This is a genomic window from Mesorhizobium sp. B4-1-3, assembly GCF_006439355.1.
Taxonomy (GTDB): Bacteria; Pseudomonadota; Alphaproteobacteria; order Rhizobiales; family Rhizobiaceae; genus Mesorhizobium.
Genome location: NZ_VFTG01000006.1, coordinates 259,842 through 276,706, shown reverse-complemented (window position 1 = coordinate 276,706; position 16,865 = coordinate 259,842). Strand labels below are relative to the sequence as shown.

Here is a 16,865-nt window from a genome sequence, read left to right as displayed (position 1 = left end):
GTCGACCCGAGCCGCATGGACGGCATCCGCGGCCAACTGAAGTCGATCGGGCTGGAACCCTATGACTGCCTCAGCCCCGGCCTGATGGACTATATCGCCACCTGGACCGCCAAGAAGTCGGGCGCCTTGGCGGCCTAGTTCGCCTTGCCGCGCCGAGGGGCGCGGCTTGCGCCGAAATTTCCGGGATGCGGCCGATGAGGCCGCATCCCTTGCCGCCCCCTCGAAGCGCCTAATTTACCATTCGTCCTCGCGCCGCCGTCGATTTTCCCGGAGACCCGAGAACACCTCCGGTTGGGCAAACTGTCCTCCAGAATCCCTCGGCCAGCCAGCCGTCCACTGTCATCGGCGCATCTGCCGGCTCCACCGGACCCGCGGTCGCCCGGCGTCGTCAGTTCAAGCGCATCAGCCAAGCTCGGCCCGCTGCTTCGGTTTCGGCGAAGCAAAGGACAGAAAAAGACTTCTTTTTGCGATCCGGCCCGGATGCTCTGTTGCGAGCCTAGAACACGCTAGGCCCGCCCGCGAGGCGACGCATAACAAGAGAGCGGCTGCCAAAACGCCGCGTGGCATAGGCCGCTTGAATGGGGCCGATGCCGGCAACAGCCATGGGGAACCACGACAATGAAGACATTCCGAAACTGCCTGATGACCGCGGTCGGCGCAGGCCTGCTCAGCCTGGGGCTTGCCGCTCCCGCCAATGCCGGCGCCATCCGCCTCGGCATGACAACCTGGGTAGGCTACGGGCCGCTGTTCCTTGCCCGTGACCTCGGCTACTTCAAGGAAGCCGGCGTCGATGTCGACCTGAAGATCATCGAGGAATCAGCACTCTACATGGCGGCGGTTGCCGGCGGCGACCTCGACGGCGCGGCCTCGACCGTCGACGAGCTGATGAAATACCGCTCCGACGAGCTCTGCTTCAAATATGTGATTGCGCTCGACGACAGCCATGGCGGCGACGGCGTGGTCACGCAGCCCGACGTCAAGTCGCTCAAGGGTCTGAAGGGCCAGCAGGTGGCCCTGAACGAGGGCTCCATTTCCGAGTTCTGGTTCAACGTGCTCCTGAAAAAGGAAGGCATGACGGAGGATGACGTCACCATCACAAACATGACCGCCGATGACGCAGCGACCGCCTTCATCGCAGGCCAGGTTCCGGCCGCGGTGACCTGGGAGCCGCATCTCACCGAAGTCCGCAAAGGCGGCAAGGGCAAGGTGCTGATCGATTCCACGACCACTCCCGGCCTGATCGTCGACGTAATCGCGCTCAAATGCGACCTGATCGAGAAGCACCCCGAGGACGTGAAGGCTCTCATCAAGGGTTATTACAAGGCCGTCGACTACATCAAGACCAACCCGGACAAGGCCTATGAGATCATGGCCAAGGGCATTGGCGGCTATCTCGAGAAGCCGGAGGATTTCGCGGCCGGCGCCAAGGGCGTGCGCTACTACGACCGCGCCCGCAACCTGGAATTCTTCGGCACACCGGAGAAGAGCGAAGCGGCCGACCTGGTGAACTTCGCGCAGGACATCTGGGGCAAGGCCGGCAAGCTCAAGATGACGATCGACTCGAAAACCATCCTCGACACCGATTTCATCAAGGAACAGTGAGCCTTCGGGATCGCCGGGATCGGCCCATCCGGGCCGATCCCGTTTTCTCGAAGCCGGGTTTTCGCGTTCAGATTCTACGGAGGCCATCTTATGGCACAGAGGCGAACGGCGTGGACGCGCCTGACGACCCCATTCGCCAACATCCCCGCCAGCACGGCAACCACGCTCGCGCTGGCGATGTGGATAGCCGTGATCGGCGGATGGGCTCTTCTGTCCTACGGCCGCGTCGTGCCGAACATGTTCCTGCCGACGCCCGGAACCGTGCTCGAGACGACCTATCGCATGTCGCTGGACGGCAGTCTTTTCTATCACACTTTGACAAGCGCCAAGGTGGTGATCCTGGGCTTCATCGTGTCCTCGCTGATCGCAGTGCCGCTGGGGCTTTGGATGGGCACCTACCGGGCGGTGCAGGCGCCGTTGGAGCCGCTGGTCAACTTTATCCGCTATCTGCCGGTGACCTCCTTCGTGCCGCTGTTCATCCTTTGGATCGGCATCGGCATCGAGCAGCGCATAGCGGTCATCTTCTTCGGCACCTTCTTCCAGCAGCTGGTGATGATCTCCGACTGCGCGCGCAGCGTCTCAAGGGATCTGGTCAACGCTTCCTACACCCTGGGGACCAAGCGCTCGGAAGCGGTGTGGCATGTCATTTTCCCCGCAGCGCTTCCGGCCATCCTCGACACGCTTCGCGTCACCATGGGCTGGGCCTGGACCTATCTGGTCGTGGCCGAGCTCGTCGCCGCGTCGAGCGGCCTTGGCTATATCAGTCTCAAGGCGATGCGCGGCTTCCAGGTCGACGTGATCTTCATGGCCATCGCCGCGATCGGGCTTCTCGGCCTGATCACCGACACGGCGTTCCGCATTCTCCGGGCGAGGGTCGCGCCATGGGCACCTTGATCTTGAACGCATCCTCGCCAACCGCAGCCGGATCAAGGGTAGTGATGACCGAGACCATCAGGACGAACAATCCGGCCGGCGAGGCCCATACGGCAAGCGATTCCCGTTCGGCCGGCACCACCATGGCCATCGAAGACGTGACACTGCGCTATGGCGACGCCAATGGCGTGCTGGCGCTGGACGATGTGTCGCTCGAGGTGGCGAAGAACGAATTCTGCGTCATCGTCGGCCCTTCGGGATGCGGCAAATCCAGCCTGCTCTATCTCGCCGCCGGCCTCAACGACGCGACCTCGGGCTGCATCAAGGTCGACGGCAGGGAAGTGATCGAACCGGGTCCCGACAGGGGCATGGTGTTCCAGAGCTACACCTTGTTTCCCTGGCTCACCGTCCGCGCCAACATCGAATATGGGCCGAAGCGCAAGGGGTTGCCGGCGGAGCAGCGCAGGCAGATCGTCGACCAGTATCTGAACGAGGTCGGCCTCACGCCTTTCGCGGACCACTATCCCGCCCAGCTTTCCGGCGGCATGAAGCAGCGCGTGGCGATCGCGCGCGCCCTTGCCAACGACCCGGCCGTGCTGTTGATGGACGAACCCTTCGGCGCGCTCGACAGCCAGACGCGCGGCACGATGCAGAAGCTGCTCCTGCGCGTCTGGGAGCGGCAGCAGAAGACGGTGCTCTTCGTCACCCACGATATCGACGAGGCTCTGGTGCTCGGGGATCGCGTCCTGGTGATGACGGCGCGGCCCGGCAAGATCAAGGCCGAGATCAAGGTCGACATCCCGCGGCCGCGCTCGATGGACGTGATCCTCGAACCAGACTTCATCGCGCTCAAGCGCCGCATCCTCGGCCTCCTGCACGACGAGATCGACGAGGATCACTAAACCAGTCTCGTGGCGGCAGGATTTCACCGTTCATTACCGTGAATCAGCGCAGCCGCTGGGGATTGGCCAAAGCCTCTCAGCTTCGTCATCCACGGGCGGAGCGGACGCGGAGACCCGAGGATCCATTCCCTAACCTTGGCCGAGGCGCAGCGGAGCAGAATTCTCCGCCGCGGCGGCGCCTCGGCGTCACGGACAGCCGCGACCTATTTGCCGAGGATCATCTCCGAAACCTTTTGCCCGATCATCATGCTTGGCGCGTTGGTGTTGCCGCCGATCAGTTTCGGCATGACCGAGGCATCGGCGACGCGAAGCCCTTTGACGCCCCGCACCTTAAGCGTCGCCGGGTCGACGACGGCCATGTCGTCCGTTCCCATCTTGCAGGTTCCGACCGGATGATAGACGGTCAGCGCCTCGGCGCGCAGATAGGCGAGGATCTCGTCGTCGCTGCGGACATCCTTGCCTGGAAGCATCTCCTTGCCGCGCACCGCGTCGAATTCGGGCGAGGCGAAAATCCGGCGTCCGATCTTGATGCCTTCGACCAGCACCATGGCGTCGTCTTCATGCGTGAAGAAGCGGTGGTCGATCAGGACATCGCGGCGGGAGTCGTCGCGCGACAGCCTGATCTCGCCTACGCTTTTCGGCCTCAGAACGCAGGTATGAATGGCGTAGCCGTGGCCGTATTCGATCAGCCTGCCGCGATGGCTGCGATAGCCCGGCACGAAATGGAACTGGATGTCGGGAAGGCCGTTTGCATGCCTGGTCTTCGCGAAGCCGCCGGCTTCGACGTAGTTGGTGGTGAGCATGCCCTTGCGACGCGCGAAATACTGCAATGGCGCGGCGGCGATGCGCGGCAGGTTGGCGATCGACAGGCCGAGCGTCCTGGTGCTCCTGGAGCGCACGGTGATCATGCCGTCGACATGGTCCTGCAGGTTCTTGCCGACGCCTGGCAGGTCGAGCACCGGCGTGATGCCGATCCCTTGGAGTTCGGCAGCGGGACCGATCCCGGAGGCCATCAGGACCCTGGGCGAGTTGATGGCGCCGGCCGACAGCACGATCTCGCCGCTGACCGAGAGCGTCTTCTGCTGGCCGTCATGAAGCACGCGCAGCCCCGTGGCGCGCCCTTCGGCGAGCATAACATCGATCACCTCGCATTCGCTGAGCAGGGTCAGGTTCCTACGATGAAGCACCGGACGCATGAAGGCTCTGAAGCTGCTGAAGCGCTGTCCGCGGTCTTGCGTGACGTTGTAGATGCCGACGCCGAACTGGCTTTCGGCGTTGAAGTCGGGGTTGGCGGGCAAACCGGCATTTTCTCCAGCCTTGACGAACATGGCGGAAAGCACGTTCGGATCACGCGGATTGTCGACCAGCAGCTCGCCGTCGCTGCCATGATAGCGCGGGTCCTGGCCGAGCAGGTTGCGCTCCAGCTTCCTGAACACGGGCAGCACGTCGCGATAGGCCCAGCCGGCGCAGCCGAGCCCAGCCCACTCGTCATAGTCCTCGGCGGCGCCGCGAATATAGACCATTGAGTTGATCGAGCTCGATCCGCCCAGCGCCTTGCCGCGGTTCACCGGAATGCTGCGGTTGTTGAGGTGGGGTTGCGGCACGCCGACGAAACAATAGTCGTAATTCGGATCGCCGTAGAGGGAGAGGATGCCCGCCGGCACCTTGACGCGCAGGCTGTTGTCACTGCCGCCGGCCTCGACCAAGCATACTTTCACCGACGGATCGGCGCTTAGCCGATTGGCGACCACGCAACCAGCCGAGCCGGCGCCGACGACGATGTAGTCAAATTCAACGGCTTCCATCCGACCCCCAGGACGCGGCCTCACGCCGCGGGTTCTTCCCAAACCGGTTTGCCGCCGACAATCGTCTTCAGCACTTTGATATCCGCGATTCTGTCCGGCTCGACCCGCAGCGGATCATCGGAAAGGACGATGAAGTCGGCGAGCTTCCCCGACGCCAGACTGCCTTCGTCGTTCTCCCGGTGACCGGCAAAGGCTGCCCCCAGCGTATAGGAATGAAGCGCCTGCGCGACGGCGATCCGCTGCTCCGGGACCCAGCCGTCTTTCGGCTGGTGGTCCCGGCTTTGGCGCAGCACCGCATTGCGTATGCCGATGAGCGGATTGAGGTCGACGATGGGCCAATCGGTTCCGAACGCGACGGCGCCGCCAGCTTCCAGGACGGAGCGGACAGGAAAGGCCCGCGGCAAGCATTCGGAGCCGACCCGCACTTCCCAAAGTCCTTCCATCCCGAGCCATTGGTCGCGTGGATAGATCATGGCGGGCTGGAAGCTGGCTATCGCTCCGATCTGGCCAAACCGCTCGATGTCGCGCGTGGTGGGGATCTCGCAATGCTCCACCCGCGGCCGGCGCTGCCGCGAGCGGTGCCCATCCGCGGCATAGGCATCGAGGGCCATTTCGATGGCGCCCGTGCCGATCGCGTGCGTCCAGACCTGAAATCCCTCTTGCTGCGCACGGCTGACAGCCGCGTTGTAGGCCGATGCCTTCCACAGGCAGGTTCCGGTTTCATCCGGCTTGTCGGCGTAGCCCTGAGGCATGAAGCCGGTGTGGGACTCCAGCACGCCGTCCAGGAAGAATTTGATGACACGTCCGTCGAGAAAATCCGGGTCGAGGGAATCCCTCCATCCGGACACGCGCGCGATCACCTCGTCGAGATTCGAATCCGGATTGGCAATGCTCGAAAGCGTGAAGCGCAGGCTCAGCTCACCATCGGCGAACATCTCCGCCAGCAACGGAACAGCTTCGTCATCCATTCCGGCGCTTTGAACCCGCGATAATCCGAGGCGGTTCGCTTCCTTGATGGCGCGGAGTAGTGTCGATCGCATAGCGGATTGCGAGGCTTGGGGGACCAAGGCTTCAAATTTGGACCACGCCTTCTCCTTCAACCATCCGGTCGGCTCACCGCTCGCATCCCTGACGATCTCGCCGCCTTCAGGATCTGGCGTTTCCCGCGTGATGCCGGCAAGGTCCAGCGCCTTGCTGTTCACCCAGGCCGCATGCGCCATGCCAGAGCGAAAGAAGACGGGGCGATCGGCGACGGCTTGATCGAGAAGCGATTTGTGGAAGCCGCCATCGGGGAGATCGGGGTAGCCGTAGCTGAACTCGCTGCCCACGATCCATGCCCGGTTGAGATGAGCCTGCGCATAGGCCCTCAGCCGGTCGAGGACGTCGCTAAAGGTCTTTGCTTCGCGCAACCGCACCTCATCCAGGTATTTGCTCCCCCAGGCGAAATGGAGATGGGAATCGATGAAGGCGGGCATTGCGAACCGGCCTTGGAGATCGATGATTTCCGCGTCTTTGGATGCTTGCGCCTTGACGGACGCCCAGGAGCCGACAGCCGCGATGCGCTCGCCGCGAACCAGCATCGCCTCGGCATGGGGATTCACCGCATCGACCGTATAGAGGGCGCCATTTGCGTAAAGGGTCTCTCGCGCCATTTGACTTTCAGCGGCCGTCGCTCTCATGCGGGTGATGAAGGCAAGGAACCACCGAATTCGAGGCGGAAGAATAATTTTTTCCGGTACCCGTGCTTAGGGTTTGCCTAAGCTTGCTCGACGTTCGGAGGGGGTGTGATCGACGTTGTCACGGGAATCCGCAACCGTTCCGCGGTCCGTCTCAGCGTTTAGGGATAAGCTAAGCACTGACACATGAAATCATAATTTTCGCTCCGCCGGCCCGTCACTAAAAGCAAACCGGACCTCCATCACAGCGGCGAAAGCCCCATCGGAAGAGACGTGGATATGTCGGTTGAGAAGGTAGACACGCTCGTCGTCGGAGGCGGCCAGGCCGGTGTGGCCATGAGCGAGCACCTGAGCAAATGCGGGGTACCTCATCTTGTGCTCGAACGCGGCCGGATCGCCGAGCGATGGCGCTCGCAGCGGTGGGACTCCCTGGTCGCCAACGGTCCAGCCTGGCATGACCGGTTTCCGGGCATGGAGTTTCCCGTGACGGGTCCCGACGGCTTTCCTTCCAAGGAGGAGATTGCCGACTATTTCGTCGCCTACGCAAAGCAGATCAACGCGCCGATCCGCTGCGGCGTGGAGGTCAAGCTGGTGCAAAGGAATGTCGGCCGTCCGGGATTTCGCGTCGAGACGTCGGAAGGGGTGATCGAGGCCAACAGCGTTGTGGCCGCGACCGGCCCTTTCCAGGTTCCCGTCATCCCGCCTCTCGTTCCCGCGGATGCCGGCATACTGCAAATCCACTCCAGCGCCTACCGCAATCCGGCGCAGTTGCCGAAGGGCGCGGTGCTGGTGGTCGGGGCAGGATCGTCGGGCGTGCAGATCGCCGATGAGCTGCAGCGTTCAGGCAGGCGCGTCTATCTCTCGGTCGGCCCGCATGATCGTCCGCCGCGCGCCTATCGCGGGCGCGACTTCTGCTGGTGGCTGGGCGTCCTCGGCAAATGGGATCTCGAAACCCCAGGGCCCGGAACGGAGCATGTCACGATCGCGGTCAGCGGCGCGCGCGGCGGCGAGACGATCGACTTCCGCCGGCTGGCCGCGCAGGGGCTCACGCTCGTCGGCATGACGAAGGCATACCAGGACGGCGTGATGAGTTTCGCGCCCGACCTTGCGAAGAATATCGCCAAGGGCGACGCCAGCCTAATGTCGCTGCTGGACGAGGCCGACGCCTATGTCGAACGCAATGGCCTCGATCTTCCGGAAGAGCCTGCTCTTCGCAAGATCGACCCCGATCCGGACTGCGTGACCAATCCGATCCTCGAGCTCGATCTGGCCGAGGCCGGGATCGCGACGATCATCTGGGCGACGGGCTTCGCCGTCGACTACAGCTGGCTGAAGGTCGACGCTTTCGACGAGAGGGGCCGGCCAAGGCATCAGCGCGGCGTTTCGGTCGAGCCGGGGATCTATTTTCTGGGGCTGCCCTGGCAGTCGCGCAGAGGGTCGAGCTTCATCTGGGGCGTCTGGCACGATGCCAAGCACGTGGCCGACCGGATTTCGACGCAGCGTAAATATCTCGCCTACCACGCCGCCGCCAAGCGCGAGCCCGTGGACGCCTGACCAGAGCTGCGAGCCAGATCCCGATGGAGACCAAGATGGCGCATACGCGAATTCGCAAATTTAACACCAAGGACACCTATCCGGAGCAGAAGCTCGACAACGACCTCTGCCAGGCCGTCGTCACGCGCGGCGGCCGCACCATCTATCTGCGGGGACAGTGCCCGCAGGACCTCGACACCGCCAAGAACATCGACAGCCACGATCCGGTCGAGCAGACCCACAAGGTCATGCAGAACATCAGGCAGCTCATCGAGGAGTGCGGCGGCACGATGGAGCATCTGGTGAAGGTGGTGGTCTACATCACCGACGTCCGCCATCGCGAGGCCGTCTACCGGACGATGGGCGAATACATCAAGGGCGTCCACCCGGTTTCGACCGGCCTGGTCGTGTCGGCGCTTGCGCGACCGGAATGGCTGGTCGAGATCGACGGCACCGCCGTCATTCCGGACTGAGTGCCATGACTTTCTCCATCGTCGCGCGCTGCCGGCGCACAGGCATGTTCGGGGTGGCGGTGTCCTCGTCGTCCCCCGCGGTCGCGGCGCGCTGCGCCTATGCGCAGGCCGGCGTCGGGGCGGTCGCCAGCCAGAACGTCACCGACCCGACGCTCGGGGTCCGGGCGCTGGAGCTGATGGCACGCGGCGCCTCAGCCACCGAGGCCCTCGCGATCATCAAGCGCACGGCCGCCTTCAGCGAATACCGGCAGGTGCTGGCGGTTGACGCGGCCGGCGGCAGCGCAATCCATTCGGGACCGAAAGCACTCGGCATCTGGGCCGAGGCGCGCGGCGAGGACGTCGCCTGCGGCGGCAATTTGCTCGCGAATGACGGCGTCCCGCGTGCCATGGTCGACGCCTTCCTTGCGTCCGAAGGCGACCTCGGCGACCGGCTGATCGCCACGATGCGCGCCGCGCTCAAAGCCGGCGGCGAGGCGGGGCCCGTCCGCTCCGCCGGCATGAAGCTGGTGCGCGATGTATCCTGGCCCGTTGCCGACCTGCGTTGCGACTGGACCGAGGGCTGTCCGATCGAGCAACTGGCAACGCTGTGGCAACTCTACAAGCCTCAGCTCGACGCCTACGTCACCCGCGCCCTCAATCCGTCCGGCGCGCCGAGCTACGGCGTTCCCGGTGACGAGTAGTACCGGCACTCTGGAGTCAGCATGAGCGAACTCAGTCATAAGGACTGGATCGGCAAAGCGTCCGCGATCCGCTTTCGCGACAAGGCGTTCATCGACGGCAAGCCGGTGCCGGCGCGCTCCGGCCGGACCTTCACCAGCATCAATCCGGCCACGGGAGCGACGCTCGCCGAGGTCGCCTCCTGCGGTGAAGAGGATATCGATCTTGCGGTCGCCGCTGCGCGACGCAGCTTCGAGGCCGGCGTCTGGTCGCGAACCAGTCCCGCGCATCGCAAGCAAGTGCTGCTGCGGCTGGCGGAACTGCTGCGCGAGAACCTGCAGGAACTCGCGCTGCTGGAATCGCTCGACATGGGCAAGCTGGTCAAGGACGCGGCCACCATCGACGTGCCGGGCTCCGCGGCTATCTTCCAGTGGTATGCCGAGGCGATCGACAAGGTCTATGACGAGGTGGCGCCGACAGGGCAGGGCGATCTCGCTTTGGTGCGGCGCGAGCCGCTTGGGGTCGTGGGCGCCGTCGTGCCGTGGAATTTCCCGCTCGACATGGCGACCTGGAAATGCGCGCCGGCGCTCGCGGCGGGCAACTCGGTGGTGCTGAAGCCGGCCGAGCAATCGCCTTTCTCAGCACTCAGGCTGGCCGAGCTCGCCATGGAGGCGGGTCTGCCCGCCGGCGTGCTCAATGTAGTGCCGGGCCTCGGCGAGACCGCCGGCCAGGCGCTTGGCCGGCATATGGACGTCGATTGCCTCGCCTTCACCGGATCGACAGCCGTCGGCAAGCTGTTCCTGCAATATTCCGGCCAGTCGAACATGAAGCAGGTATGGCTGGAGACCGGGGGCAAGAGCCCCAATCTGGTGTTCGCGGATTGCGGCGACCTGGACGCGGCCGCCGACATGGCTGCCTTCGGCATCTTCTTTAACCAGGGACAGGTGTGCTCGGCCAATTCCCGGCTTCTGGTGGAGCGTGGCATCAAGGATGCGCTGGTGGAGAAGCTGGCGGAGCGCGCGGTGGCGATGCAGCCGGGCGACCCGCTCGACCCGGCATCCCGGATGGGGGCGATGGTGGATGCGCGGCACGCCGCGACCGTCATGCGCTTCATCGATGGCGGCAGGAAGTCGGCCAGGCTGGTGACCGGCGGCGACCGGGTGGCCGTCGATGGGCGCGGCAGCTTCGTGCAACCCACCATCTTCGACGAGGTCTCGCCTGAAGATCCGCTTGCCCGCGATGAGATTTTCGGCCCGGTGCTGTCGGTGATCGCCTTCGACAGCGAAGAGGAGGCGCTGCGGATTGCCAATGACAGCGTCTACGGCCTTGCGGCTTCGCTTTGGACCGACAGCCTGTCGCGGGCGCACCGCATAGCGGAACGATTGCGCGTGGGCACGGTCTCGGTGAACACCGTCGATGCGCTGAGCCCGATGACGCCCTTCGGCGGCTTCAAGCAGTCCGGCTTCGGTCGCGACCTGTCGCTGCACGCGCTTGACAAATACACCGCGCTGAAGACCACCTGGATCAAGTACTGAGGAGCGGCCCCGACTTGATTGCAGCGATCAAACGGGCATCATAGAAGCCCATGCCGCTCCGCTTCACGCTCAGACAACTCGAATATTTCGTCGCCGTCGGCGAGGCGGGCTCTATTGCCAAGGCGGCCGAGCAGGTGAATGTCTCGCCGCCGTCGATCTCGGCTTCGATCGCCCAGCTCGAAGCGGAGTTCGGCGTCCAGCTTTTTGTGCGCAAGCACTCGCATGCGTTGGCGCTGACGGCGGGCGGGCGCCTGTTCCTCAAGGAAGCCGCGCGGTTGCTCAACGATGCGGACGCACTGCACGACATTGCCGGCGATATCGCCGAAAAGGTGCGCGGACCGCTGGCGATCGGCTGCCTGCTTACGTTCGCGCAGATCGTGCTGCCGGCGCTGCGCAGAAAGTTCGAGGACGCCTATCCGGATGTGCGCGTCCGCCAGTTCGAGCGTAACCAGGGGCAATTGTTCGAGATGCTGCAGCGTGGCGAAATAGACGCAGCACTTACCTACGATCTCGAATTGTCGCAGGACATGACGTTCGAGCCGCTGATGCAGTTGCCGGCCTATGTAATGCTGCCGGCCGCGCATCGCCTGGCGGGGAGGGCGGGTATCACGCCCGAGGAACTGGTCGACGAGCCGATGGTGCTGCTCGATCTGCCCTACAGCCGGGAATACTTCCTCTCGGCTTTCCAGGGCCTGCGGCCCAGGATCGCCGAGCGCACCGGCGATATCGCCGTGATGCGCTCGATGGTCGCCAACGGCTTCGGCTACGGCATCGCCAATATGCGGCCGCTCAACGCTATGTCGCCGGACGGCAAATTATTGGTCTTCGTGCCCTTGCTGGGCGACATCAGGCCGCTGATGATGGGCATTGCGCTGCCCAACGCCGAGCACCGCACGCTGACGGTGCAGGCGTTCATCGACCACTGCCGCCGCTTCGTCGTCGAGCAGGGCGTCTTCGGCACAGAGCGCATCGTCAAGTAAGATTCACGGCCAGCCGTCCGCGAGCCGCGACAGCAGCTTCTGCAGCATCTCGTCGCAACGCCGCAGCTGCTCGACACTGACGAACTCGTTCGGTTTGTGCCCCTGCGCCATGGAGCCTGGACCACAGACGACAGCCGGCGTGCCGAGATCGCGGCTGAACAATCCGCCTTCCGTGCCGAAAGCGACTTTCATGGTGTCGTTGGCGCCGGTGAGCGATTTAACGAAGGCCACCGCTTCCGAAGCGGCCGGCGTGTCGAGGCCCGGATAGGTGTTGGTGATCTCGATGTCGATCGCTGCTTCGGGCGCGATCGAAATGGCATCCGCGGCAATGCGCGCGGCGAAGTCGCGCAGTCTGTCGAGAATGCCGGCGGCATCGTCGGCGGCGACGTTGCGGATCTCGAAATCGACCACGCAAAGGTTGGGTACGATGTTGAGCGCGACGCCGGCATTGATCTTGCCGACATGCACGGTCGTATAGGGAATGTCGTAGTCGCCGTCGCGCGCGCCGTCGCGGGCGAGCCGGTCCTGTTCGTCGCGCAGGGCGCGCACGAAATCGCAGCCGAGATGGATGGCGTTGAGCGCCAGGGGAGCGAGCGCCGAATGGCCTTCGCGTCCCTTGCATGTGGCGCGCGCCGCAAGCTTGCCCTTGTGCCCCGTCGCCACCTGCATGTTGGTCGGTTCGCCGACGATGCAGAGCAGCGGGCGTTGGGGGGCCGCGCCCAACATCTCGATCAGGTCGCGCACGCCGAGGCAGCCGACCTCCTCGTCGTAGGAGAGCGCGAGATGCAAGGGCGTGCGCAGCGGCATTTTCGAGGCCTTGAGGCAGGCCGCGAGTGCCGAGGCCACGAAACCCTTCATGTCCGCCGCGCCGCGCCCGTAGAGCTTGCCGTGGCGCGCGGTCATCGCGAAGGGCGGCAGTGTCCAGTTCTGGCCGTCGACGGGCACGACGTCGGTATGGCCGGACAGCATGATGCCGGGCCTGTCGGCCGGACCGATGGTGGCAAAGAGGTTTGCCTTGTGGCCGTCGGCGCTGTGGATCAGCTGGCTGGCGATACCATTCGCTCCGAGCAGGTCCGCCACGTAGCCGATGAGATCGAGGTTCGAGTCGCGGCTTACCGTCGGGAAAGCGATCAGCCGCTCGAGTATCCTGATGCTGTCCATGTCTCTTGCCTTGTTGCCGCAGCCGGTTGTCTAAATCGTGCGGTCGCCGCCCTGAAGTCGAATTTGGCTCAGCCCCGGTTCATCGCAGGCTAATCCCGGATGCGCGATTAGGCGCGTCCTAATCCGCGCAGAAGATTTCCGTAGTTGTCCCGCGCCGGCGCCAACTTATGAGTAGTTCTGGTATGGAGCATGATCTTTTCCGAAAACCGGTTTCCACTTTTCGGGATCATGCTCCTGGGCGGATCGGCAGGACCGAGCCGGCATGAAGGAAGCTACTATGCGCGACCCACGCTACGACATTCTGTTCGAGCCGATGAAGATCGGTCCAGTGACGGCCAAGAACCGCTTCTATCAGGTTCCCCACTGCAATGGCGGCGGCTATCGCGATCCGTCGGCCGCGGCCGAGATGCGCCGCATGAAATCCGAAGGCGGATGGGGGGTCATCTTCACCGAGCAGACGGAGATGCACCACACTTCCGAGATCACGCCCTTCATCGAACTCAGGCTGTGGGACGACGCCGACATTCCGGCGCTCGCCAAGATGGCGAAAGCCATGCACGAGTATGGCGCGCTTGCCGGCATCCAGCTCGCCTATTCCGGCATCAACGGTCCCAATCTCTACACCAAGGAGGTTCCGCGCGGGCCCTCGGCGCTGCCGATCCGCACCTTCACCAACGATCCGGTGCAGGCTCGCGCCATGGACAGAGAGGATATCCGCGACCTGCGCCGCTGGCATCGCAATGCCTTCAAGCGCGCCAGGCAGGCGGGTTTCGACCTGGTATGCCTTTACGGGGCGCATGGCTTCGGCATCATTCAGCATTTCCTGTCGACCGCCACCAACCAGCGCAGCGACGAATATGGCGGCTCGCTGGAAAACCGCTCGCGGCTGATGCGTGAGCTGATCGAGGAAGGGCGCGACGCGATCGGCGACACGTGCGGCCTGACGCTCAGGCTATCGCTGGACGAGATGATCGGCGAGCTTGGTTTCGCCAATTCCGAAGTCCGCGACATGATCGAGATGCATGCCGATCTGCCCGACCTCTGGGATCTCGCGCATGGCGCCTGGGAGGATTGCTCCGGGCCGTCGCGCTTCAAGGAAGAGGCGGCGCAGGAAAGTCTCGTCTCCGGCATCAAGAAGCTGACTTCCAAACCGGTCGTCGGCGTCGGGCGCTTCACCTCACCGGACGTGATGGTCAGGATGATCAAGTCCGGCACGCTCGACTTCATCGGTTGCGCTCGTCCGTCGATCGCCGATCCCTTCCTGCCGAGGAAGGTCGAGGAGGGACGCATCGAGGACATCCGCGAATGCATCGGCTGCAACATCTGCATCACCGGCGACATGACGATGTCGATCTCGCGCTGCACGCAGAACCCGACTTTCATGGAGGAATGGCGCAAGGGCTGGCACCCGGAGCGCATGCAGGCCAAGGGCGGCAGCGACAGCGTGCTGATCGTCGGCGCCGGGCCGGCCGGGCTGGAGGCCGCCCGCGCGCTCGGCCTGCGCGGCTATCAGGTGGCGCTGGCGGAAGCCGGCACCGCGCTTGGTGGACGCGTGGCGCGCGAGTGCCTGCTTCCGGGCCTGTCGGCCTGGGGCCGGGTGCGCGACTATCGCCAGTACCAGCTCAGCCAGATGCCCAATGTCGAGATCTATTTCGAAAGCCGGCTGACGGCGGACGACATCCTGTCCTTCGGCTTCCAGAACGTCGCCATCGCGACCGGTTCGAGCTGGCGGCGCGACGGCGTCGCGCGCGCCCATGTCGTGCCTATGCCGATCGACGCCGCCATGCCGGTCTACACGCCGGACGATCTGATGGACGGCAAGGTGCCCTCCGGCAATGTCGTGCTGTTCGACGATGACCATTACTACATGGGCGGCGTGCTGGCCGAGCTGATGGCGCGGCAGGGCGCAAGCGTGACCCTGGTGACCCCTTCGGCCTATGCCTCCGACTGGACCCGCAACACGCTGGAGCAGGGCGCCATTCACCGCCGTCTGGTGGAGATGGGCGTCGATATCGTCCTCAACAGGACCGTCACGAACATCGCCTCGGGCGGCGTCGTCACGGCCTGCGTCTACACCGGCGCGAAACAGGAGCTGACGGCCGATGCCGTCGTCCTGGTCACATCGCGCAATCAGGACGATGCCGTCTGGCGCGAGCTGAAGGCCAGAGAGAGCGAGTGGACCGGCAACGGCATCCGTTCGATCAAGGTCATCGGTGACGCCGAAGCGCCGGGACCGATCGCCTGGGCAACCTATGCCGGCCATCGCTTCGCCCGCGAGCTGGACGAAGCCGATATAGGCGATGCCTTGCCGTTCCGGCGCGAGGTGACGGCGCTGGCAGACGGATAGCGCGATCAACTGCGGCCGCTTCGGAGCACTATCGTTTCTTGCTTCGGCATGCAGCGGAAAAACACCTGCAGTCAGAATTCTCCTTGAGGCTGGCGCGCGGATTGGTCAGTTTGTCTCAAAGCGGGACCACTTGCCAGGCTGCGGCGGACAGGGAGAACAACAATGCGCACCAAGACCAGCATCCGCGTCGTCGGCTGCCATGCCGAGGGCGAGATCGGAGATGTCATCGTGGGCGGCGTGCTGCCGCCCGCGGGCCGCACGATGATGGAAAAGATGATCACCATGGAGCGCGATCACGATCATATAAGGCGCATGCTGATCTGCGAGCCGCGCGGCAGCGTTGCCCGTCACGTCAATCTGCTGGTGCCCTCGACGCGCGATGATTGCGCCGCGGGCGCCATCATCATGGAGCCGACCGAATATCCGCCGATGTCCGGCTCCAACACGATCTGCGTCGCCACGGTGCTGCTCGAGACCGGTATGGTGCCGATGCAGGAGCCTGAGACACGCTTCAAGCTGGACATGCCTGGCGGCGTCATCGAGGTCAGCGCCGAATGCCGCGACGGCAAATGCCTGTCGATCACCTTCCGCAACGCGCCAGCCTTCGCCGAGCGCCTCGATGCCAATATCGAAGTCGAGGGGTTGGGGACGCTGAAGGTGGACATCGCTTACGGCGGCATGTTCTACGCCATCGTCGATGCGCCCGCGCTAGGCTTCTCGGTCACGCCCGACGAGGCGCGCGAGCTGGCCGTGGCCGGCGAGAAGGTGCGACGCGCGGCGCGCGAGCAGCTCGATGTCGTGCATCCGCAGTTCGACAATGTGCGCGGCGTGTCGATTGTCCAGTTCGCGATGCCATTCCAGGGGGCGGGCAACGTCACGCGCAACACCTGCATCGTCTCGCCCGGACGTTCGGACCGCAGCCCGACAGGAACCGGCACCTCGGCCCGCATGGCGGTGCTGCAGGCGCGGGGCCAGATGAAGGAAGGCGAGGTGCTGATCCACGAATCGATCATCGGCTCGCGCTTCGCCGGCAAGATCCTCGAACTCACCGAAGTGGCCGGGCGCAAGGCGATCGTGCCGCAGATCACGGGCAGGGCCTGGATCACGGGCGAACACAATTACTATGTCGATCCGACGGATCCGTATCCACAAGGCTACGTGCTGTCGGACACCTGGGGCACCTCGACCTCGGTGACGCAGTAGAATTTCCTGCGACGGTTCCGACTCGGATCACTCGAGCGCGCGGACGCTTTCCAGCTCTTGGCAGGGGCATTTGCGCCTGGACAGATGTCAGCGGACCTTGCAGGGAGGCGTCTCCTCT

The 16,865-nt window shown here is 64.3% G+C and carries 13 protein-coding genes and 1 pseudogene; 11 read left to right on the top strand and 3 right to left on the bottom strand.

The genetic code is table 11. The annotated features are described in order from the left end of the window. The 4 genes and pseudogenes from FJW06_RS30495 to FJW06_RS11405 form a co-directional block, all read left to right on the top strand. Nucleotides 1-138, top strand: a pseudogene (locus FJW06_RS30495) (aldehyde-activating protein); the annotation flags it as partial. 480 nt (nucleotides 139-618) lie between these two features. Continuing rightward, entirely contained in the window at nucleotides 619-1,602 is a 984-nt protein-coding gene (locus FJW06_RS11415; RefSeq protein WP_140751603.1) for an ABC transporter substrate-binding protein, read from the top strand. 90 nt (nucleotides 1,603-1,692) lie between these two features. Continuing rightward, nucleotides 1,693-2,496: an ABC transporter permease gene (locus FJW06_RS11410; protein ID WP_140751601.1), complete on the top strand. Its 804-nt coding sequence runs from the start codon at nucleotides 1,693-1,695 to the stop codon at nucleotides 2,494-2,496. 122 nt (nucleotides 2,497-2,618) lie between these two features. Next, entirely contained in the window at nucleotides 2,619-3,377 is a 759-nt protein-coding gene (locus tag FJW06_RS11405) for an ABC transporter ATP-binding protein (RefSeq protein WP_210238956.1), read from the top strand. Between the two features lie 203 nt (nucleotides 3,378-3,580). On the opposite strand, the gene FJW06_RS11400 is transcribed toward FJW06_RS11405, so the two are convergent. Continuing rightward, nucleotides 3,581-5,182, bottom strand: a complete 1,602-nt coding sequence (locus FJW06_RS11400) for a GMC family oxidoreductase N-terminal domain-containing protein (RefSeq protein WP_140751597.1) — start codon at nucleotides 5,180-5,182, stop codon at nucleotides 3,581-3,583. A gap of 20 nt (nucleotides 5,183-5,202) precedes the next feature. Beyond that, nucleotides 5,203-6,834: an amidohydrolase gene (locus FJW06_RS11395; protein ID WP_181178218.1), complete on the bottom strand. Its 1,632-nt coding sequence runs from the start codon at nucleotides 6,832-6,834 to the stop codon at nucleotides 5,203-5,205. A 303-nt stretch (nucleotides 6,835-7,137) separates the two neighbouring features. On the opposite strand from FJW06_RS11395, the gene FJW06_RS11390 reads away from it, so the two are divergent. From FJW06_RS11390 to FJW06_RS11370, 5 genes are read left to right on the top strand one after another with little or no spacing between them, the layout of a single operon-like run. Continuing rightward, nucleotides 7,138-8,412: an NAD(P)/FAD-dependent oxidoreductase gene (locus tag FJW06_RS11390; protein WP_140751593.1), complete on the top strand. Its 1,275-nt coding sequence runs from the start codon at nucleotides 7,138-7,140 to the stop codon at nucleotides 8,410-8,412. A gap of 35 nt (nucleotides 8,413-8,447) precedes the next feature. Further along, entirely contained in the window at nucleotides 8,448-8,864 is a 417-nt protein-coding gene (locus tag FJW06_RS11385; protein WP_140751591.1) for a RidA family protein, read from the top strand. A gap of 5 nt (nucleotides 8,865-8,869) precedes the next feature. Beyond that, the gene (locus FJW06_RS11380; RefSeq protein ID WP_140751589.1) at nucleotides 8,870-9,544 is read left to right on the top strand and encodes a DUF1028 domain-containing protein; all 675 of its coding nucleotides are present in this window, start codon (nucleotides 8,870-8,872) and stop codon (nucleotides 9,542-9,544) included. Nucleotides 9,545-9,565: 21 nt separating this feature from the next. Beyond that, entirely contained in the window at nucleotides 9,566-11,056 is a 1,491-nt protein-coding gene (locus FJW06_RS11375; RefSeq protein ID WP_140751587.1) for an aldehyde dehydrogenase, read from the top strand. 50 nt (nucleotides 11,057-11,106) lie between these two features. Next, entirely contained in the window at nucleotides 11,107-12,036 is a 930-nt protein-coding gene (locus tag FJW06_RS11370; protein WP_140751585.1) for a LysR family transcriptional regulator, read from the top strand. A gap of 3 nt (nucleotides 12,037-12,039) precedes the next feature. Here FJW06_RS11370 and argE read toward each other — a convergent pair whose 3' ends face one another. Beyond that, the gene (argE, locus tag FJW06_RS11365; RefSeq protein ID WP_140751583.1) at nucleotides 12,040-13,197 is read right to left on the bottom strand and encodes an acetylornithine deacetylase; all 1,158 of its coding nucleotides are present in this window, start codon (nucleotides 13,195-13,197) and stop codon (nucleotides 12,040-12,042) included. A gap of 277 nt (nucleotides 13,198-13,474) precedes the next feature. Here argE and FJW06_RS11360 point away from each other — a divergent pair, with 277 nt between their 5' ends. Next, nucleotides 13,475-15,544: an FAD-dependent oxidoreductase gene (locus FJW06_RS11360; protein ID WP_140751617.1), complete on the top strand. Its 2,070-nt coding sequence runs from the start codon at nucleotides 13,475-13,477 to the stop codon at nucleotides 15,542-15,544. A 162-nt stretch (nucleotides 15,545-15,706) separates the two neighbouring features. Then, on the top strand, nucleotides 15,707-16,747 hold the full coding sequence (locus tag FJW06_RS11355; protein ID WP_140751581.1) for a proline racemase family protein: 1,041 nt from the start codon (nucleotides 15,707-15,709) through the stop codon (nucleotides 16,745-16,747). The last annotated feature ends 118 nt before the right edge of the window (nucleotides 16,748-16,865 follow it).

Bases quoted from the DNA above. Each gene is read 5' to 3' on its own strand.
- argE (WP_140751583.1), bottom strand. From the start codon at position 13,197: ATGGACAGCATCAGGATACTCGAGCGGCTGATCGCTTTCCCGACGGTA.
- FJW06_RS11390 (WP_140751593.1), top strand. From the start codon at position 7,138: ATGTCGGTTGAGAAGGTAGACACGCTCGTCGTCGGAGGCGGCCAGGCC.
- FJW06_RS11410 (WP_140751601.1), top strand. From the start codon at position 1,693: ATGGCACAGAGGCGAACGGCGTGGACGCGCCTGACGACCCCATTCGCC.
- FJW06_RS11380 (WP_140751589.1), top strand. From the start codon at position 8,870: ATGACTTTCTCCATCGTCGCGCGCTGCCGGCGCACAGGCATGTTCGGG.
- FJW06_RS11400 (WP_140751597.1), bottom strand. From the start codon at position 5,182: ATGGAAGCCGTTGAATTTGACTACATCGTCGTCGGCGCCGGCTCGGCT.
- FJW06_RS11370 (WP_140751585.1), top strand. From the start codon at position 11,107: ATGCCGCTCCGCTTCACGCTCAGACAACTCGAATATTTCGTCGCCGTC.
- FJW06_RS11385 (WP_140751591.1), top strand. From the start codon at position 8,448: ATGGCGCATACGCGAATTCGCAAATTTAACACCAAGGACACCTATCCG.
- FJW06_RS11355 (WP_140751581.1), top strand. From the start codon at position 15,707: ATGCGCACCAAGACCAGCATCCGCGTCGTCGGCTGCCATGCCGAGGGC.
- FJW06_RS11375 (WP_140751587.1), top strand. From the start codon at position 9,566: ATGAGCGAACTCAGTCATAAGGACTGGATCGGCAAAGCGTCCGCGATC.
- FJW06_RS11395 (WP_181178218.1), bottom strand. From the start codon at position 6,834: ATGGCGCGAGAGACCCTTTACGCAAATGGCGCCCTCTATACGGTCGAT.
- FJW06_RS11415 (WP_140751603.1), top strand. From the start codon at position 619: ATGAAGACATTCCGAAACTGCCTGATGACCGCGGTCGGCGCAGGCCTG.
- FJW06_RS11360 (WP_140751617.1), top strand. From the start codon at position 13,475: ATGCGCGACCCACGCTACGACATTCTGTTCGAGCCGATGAAGATCGGT.
- FJW06_RS11405 (WP_210238956.1), top strand. From the start codon at position 2,619: ATGGCCATCGAAGACGTGACACTGCGCTATGGCGACGCCAATGGCGTG.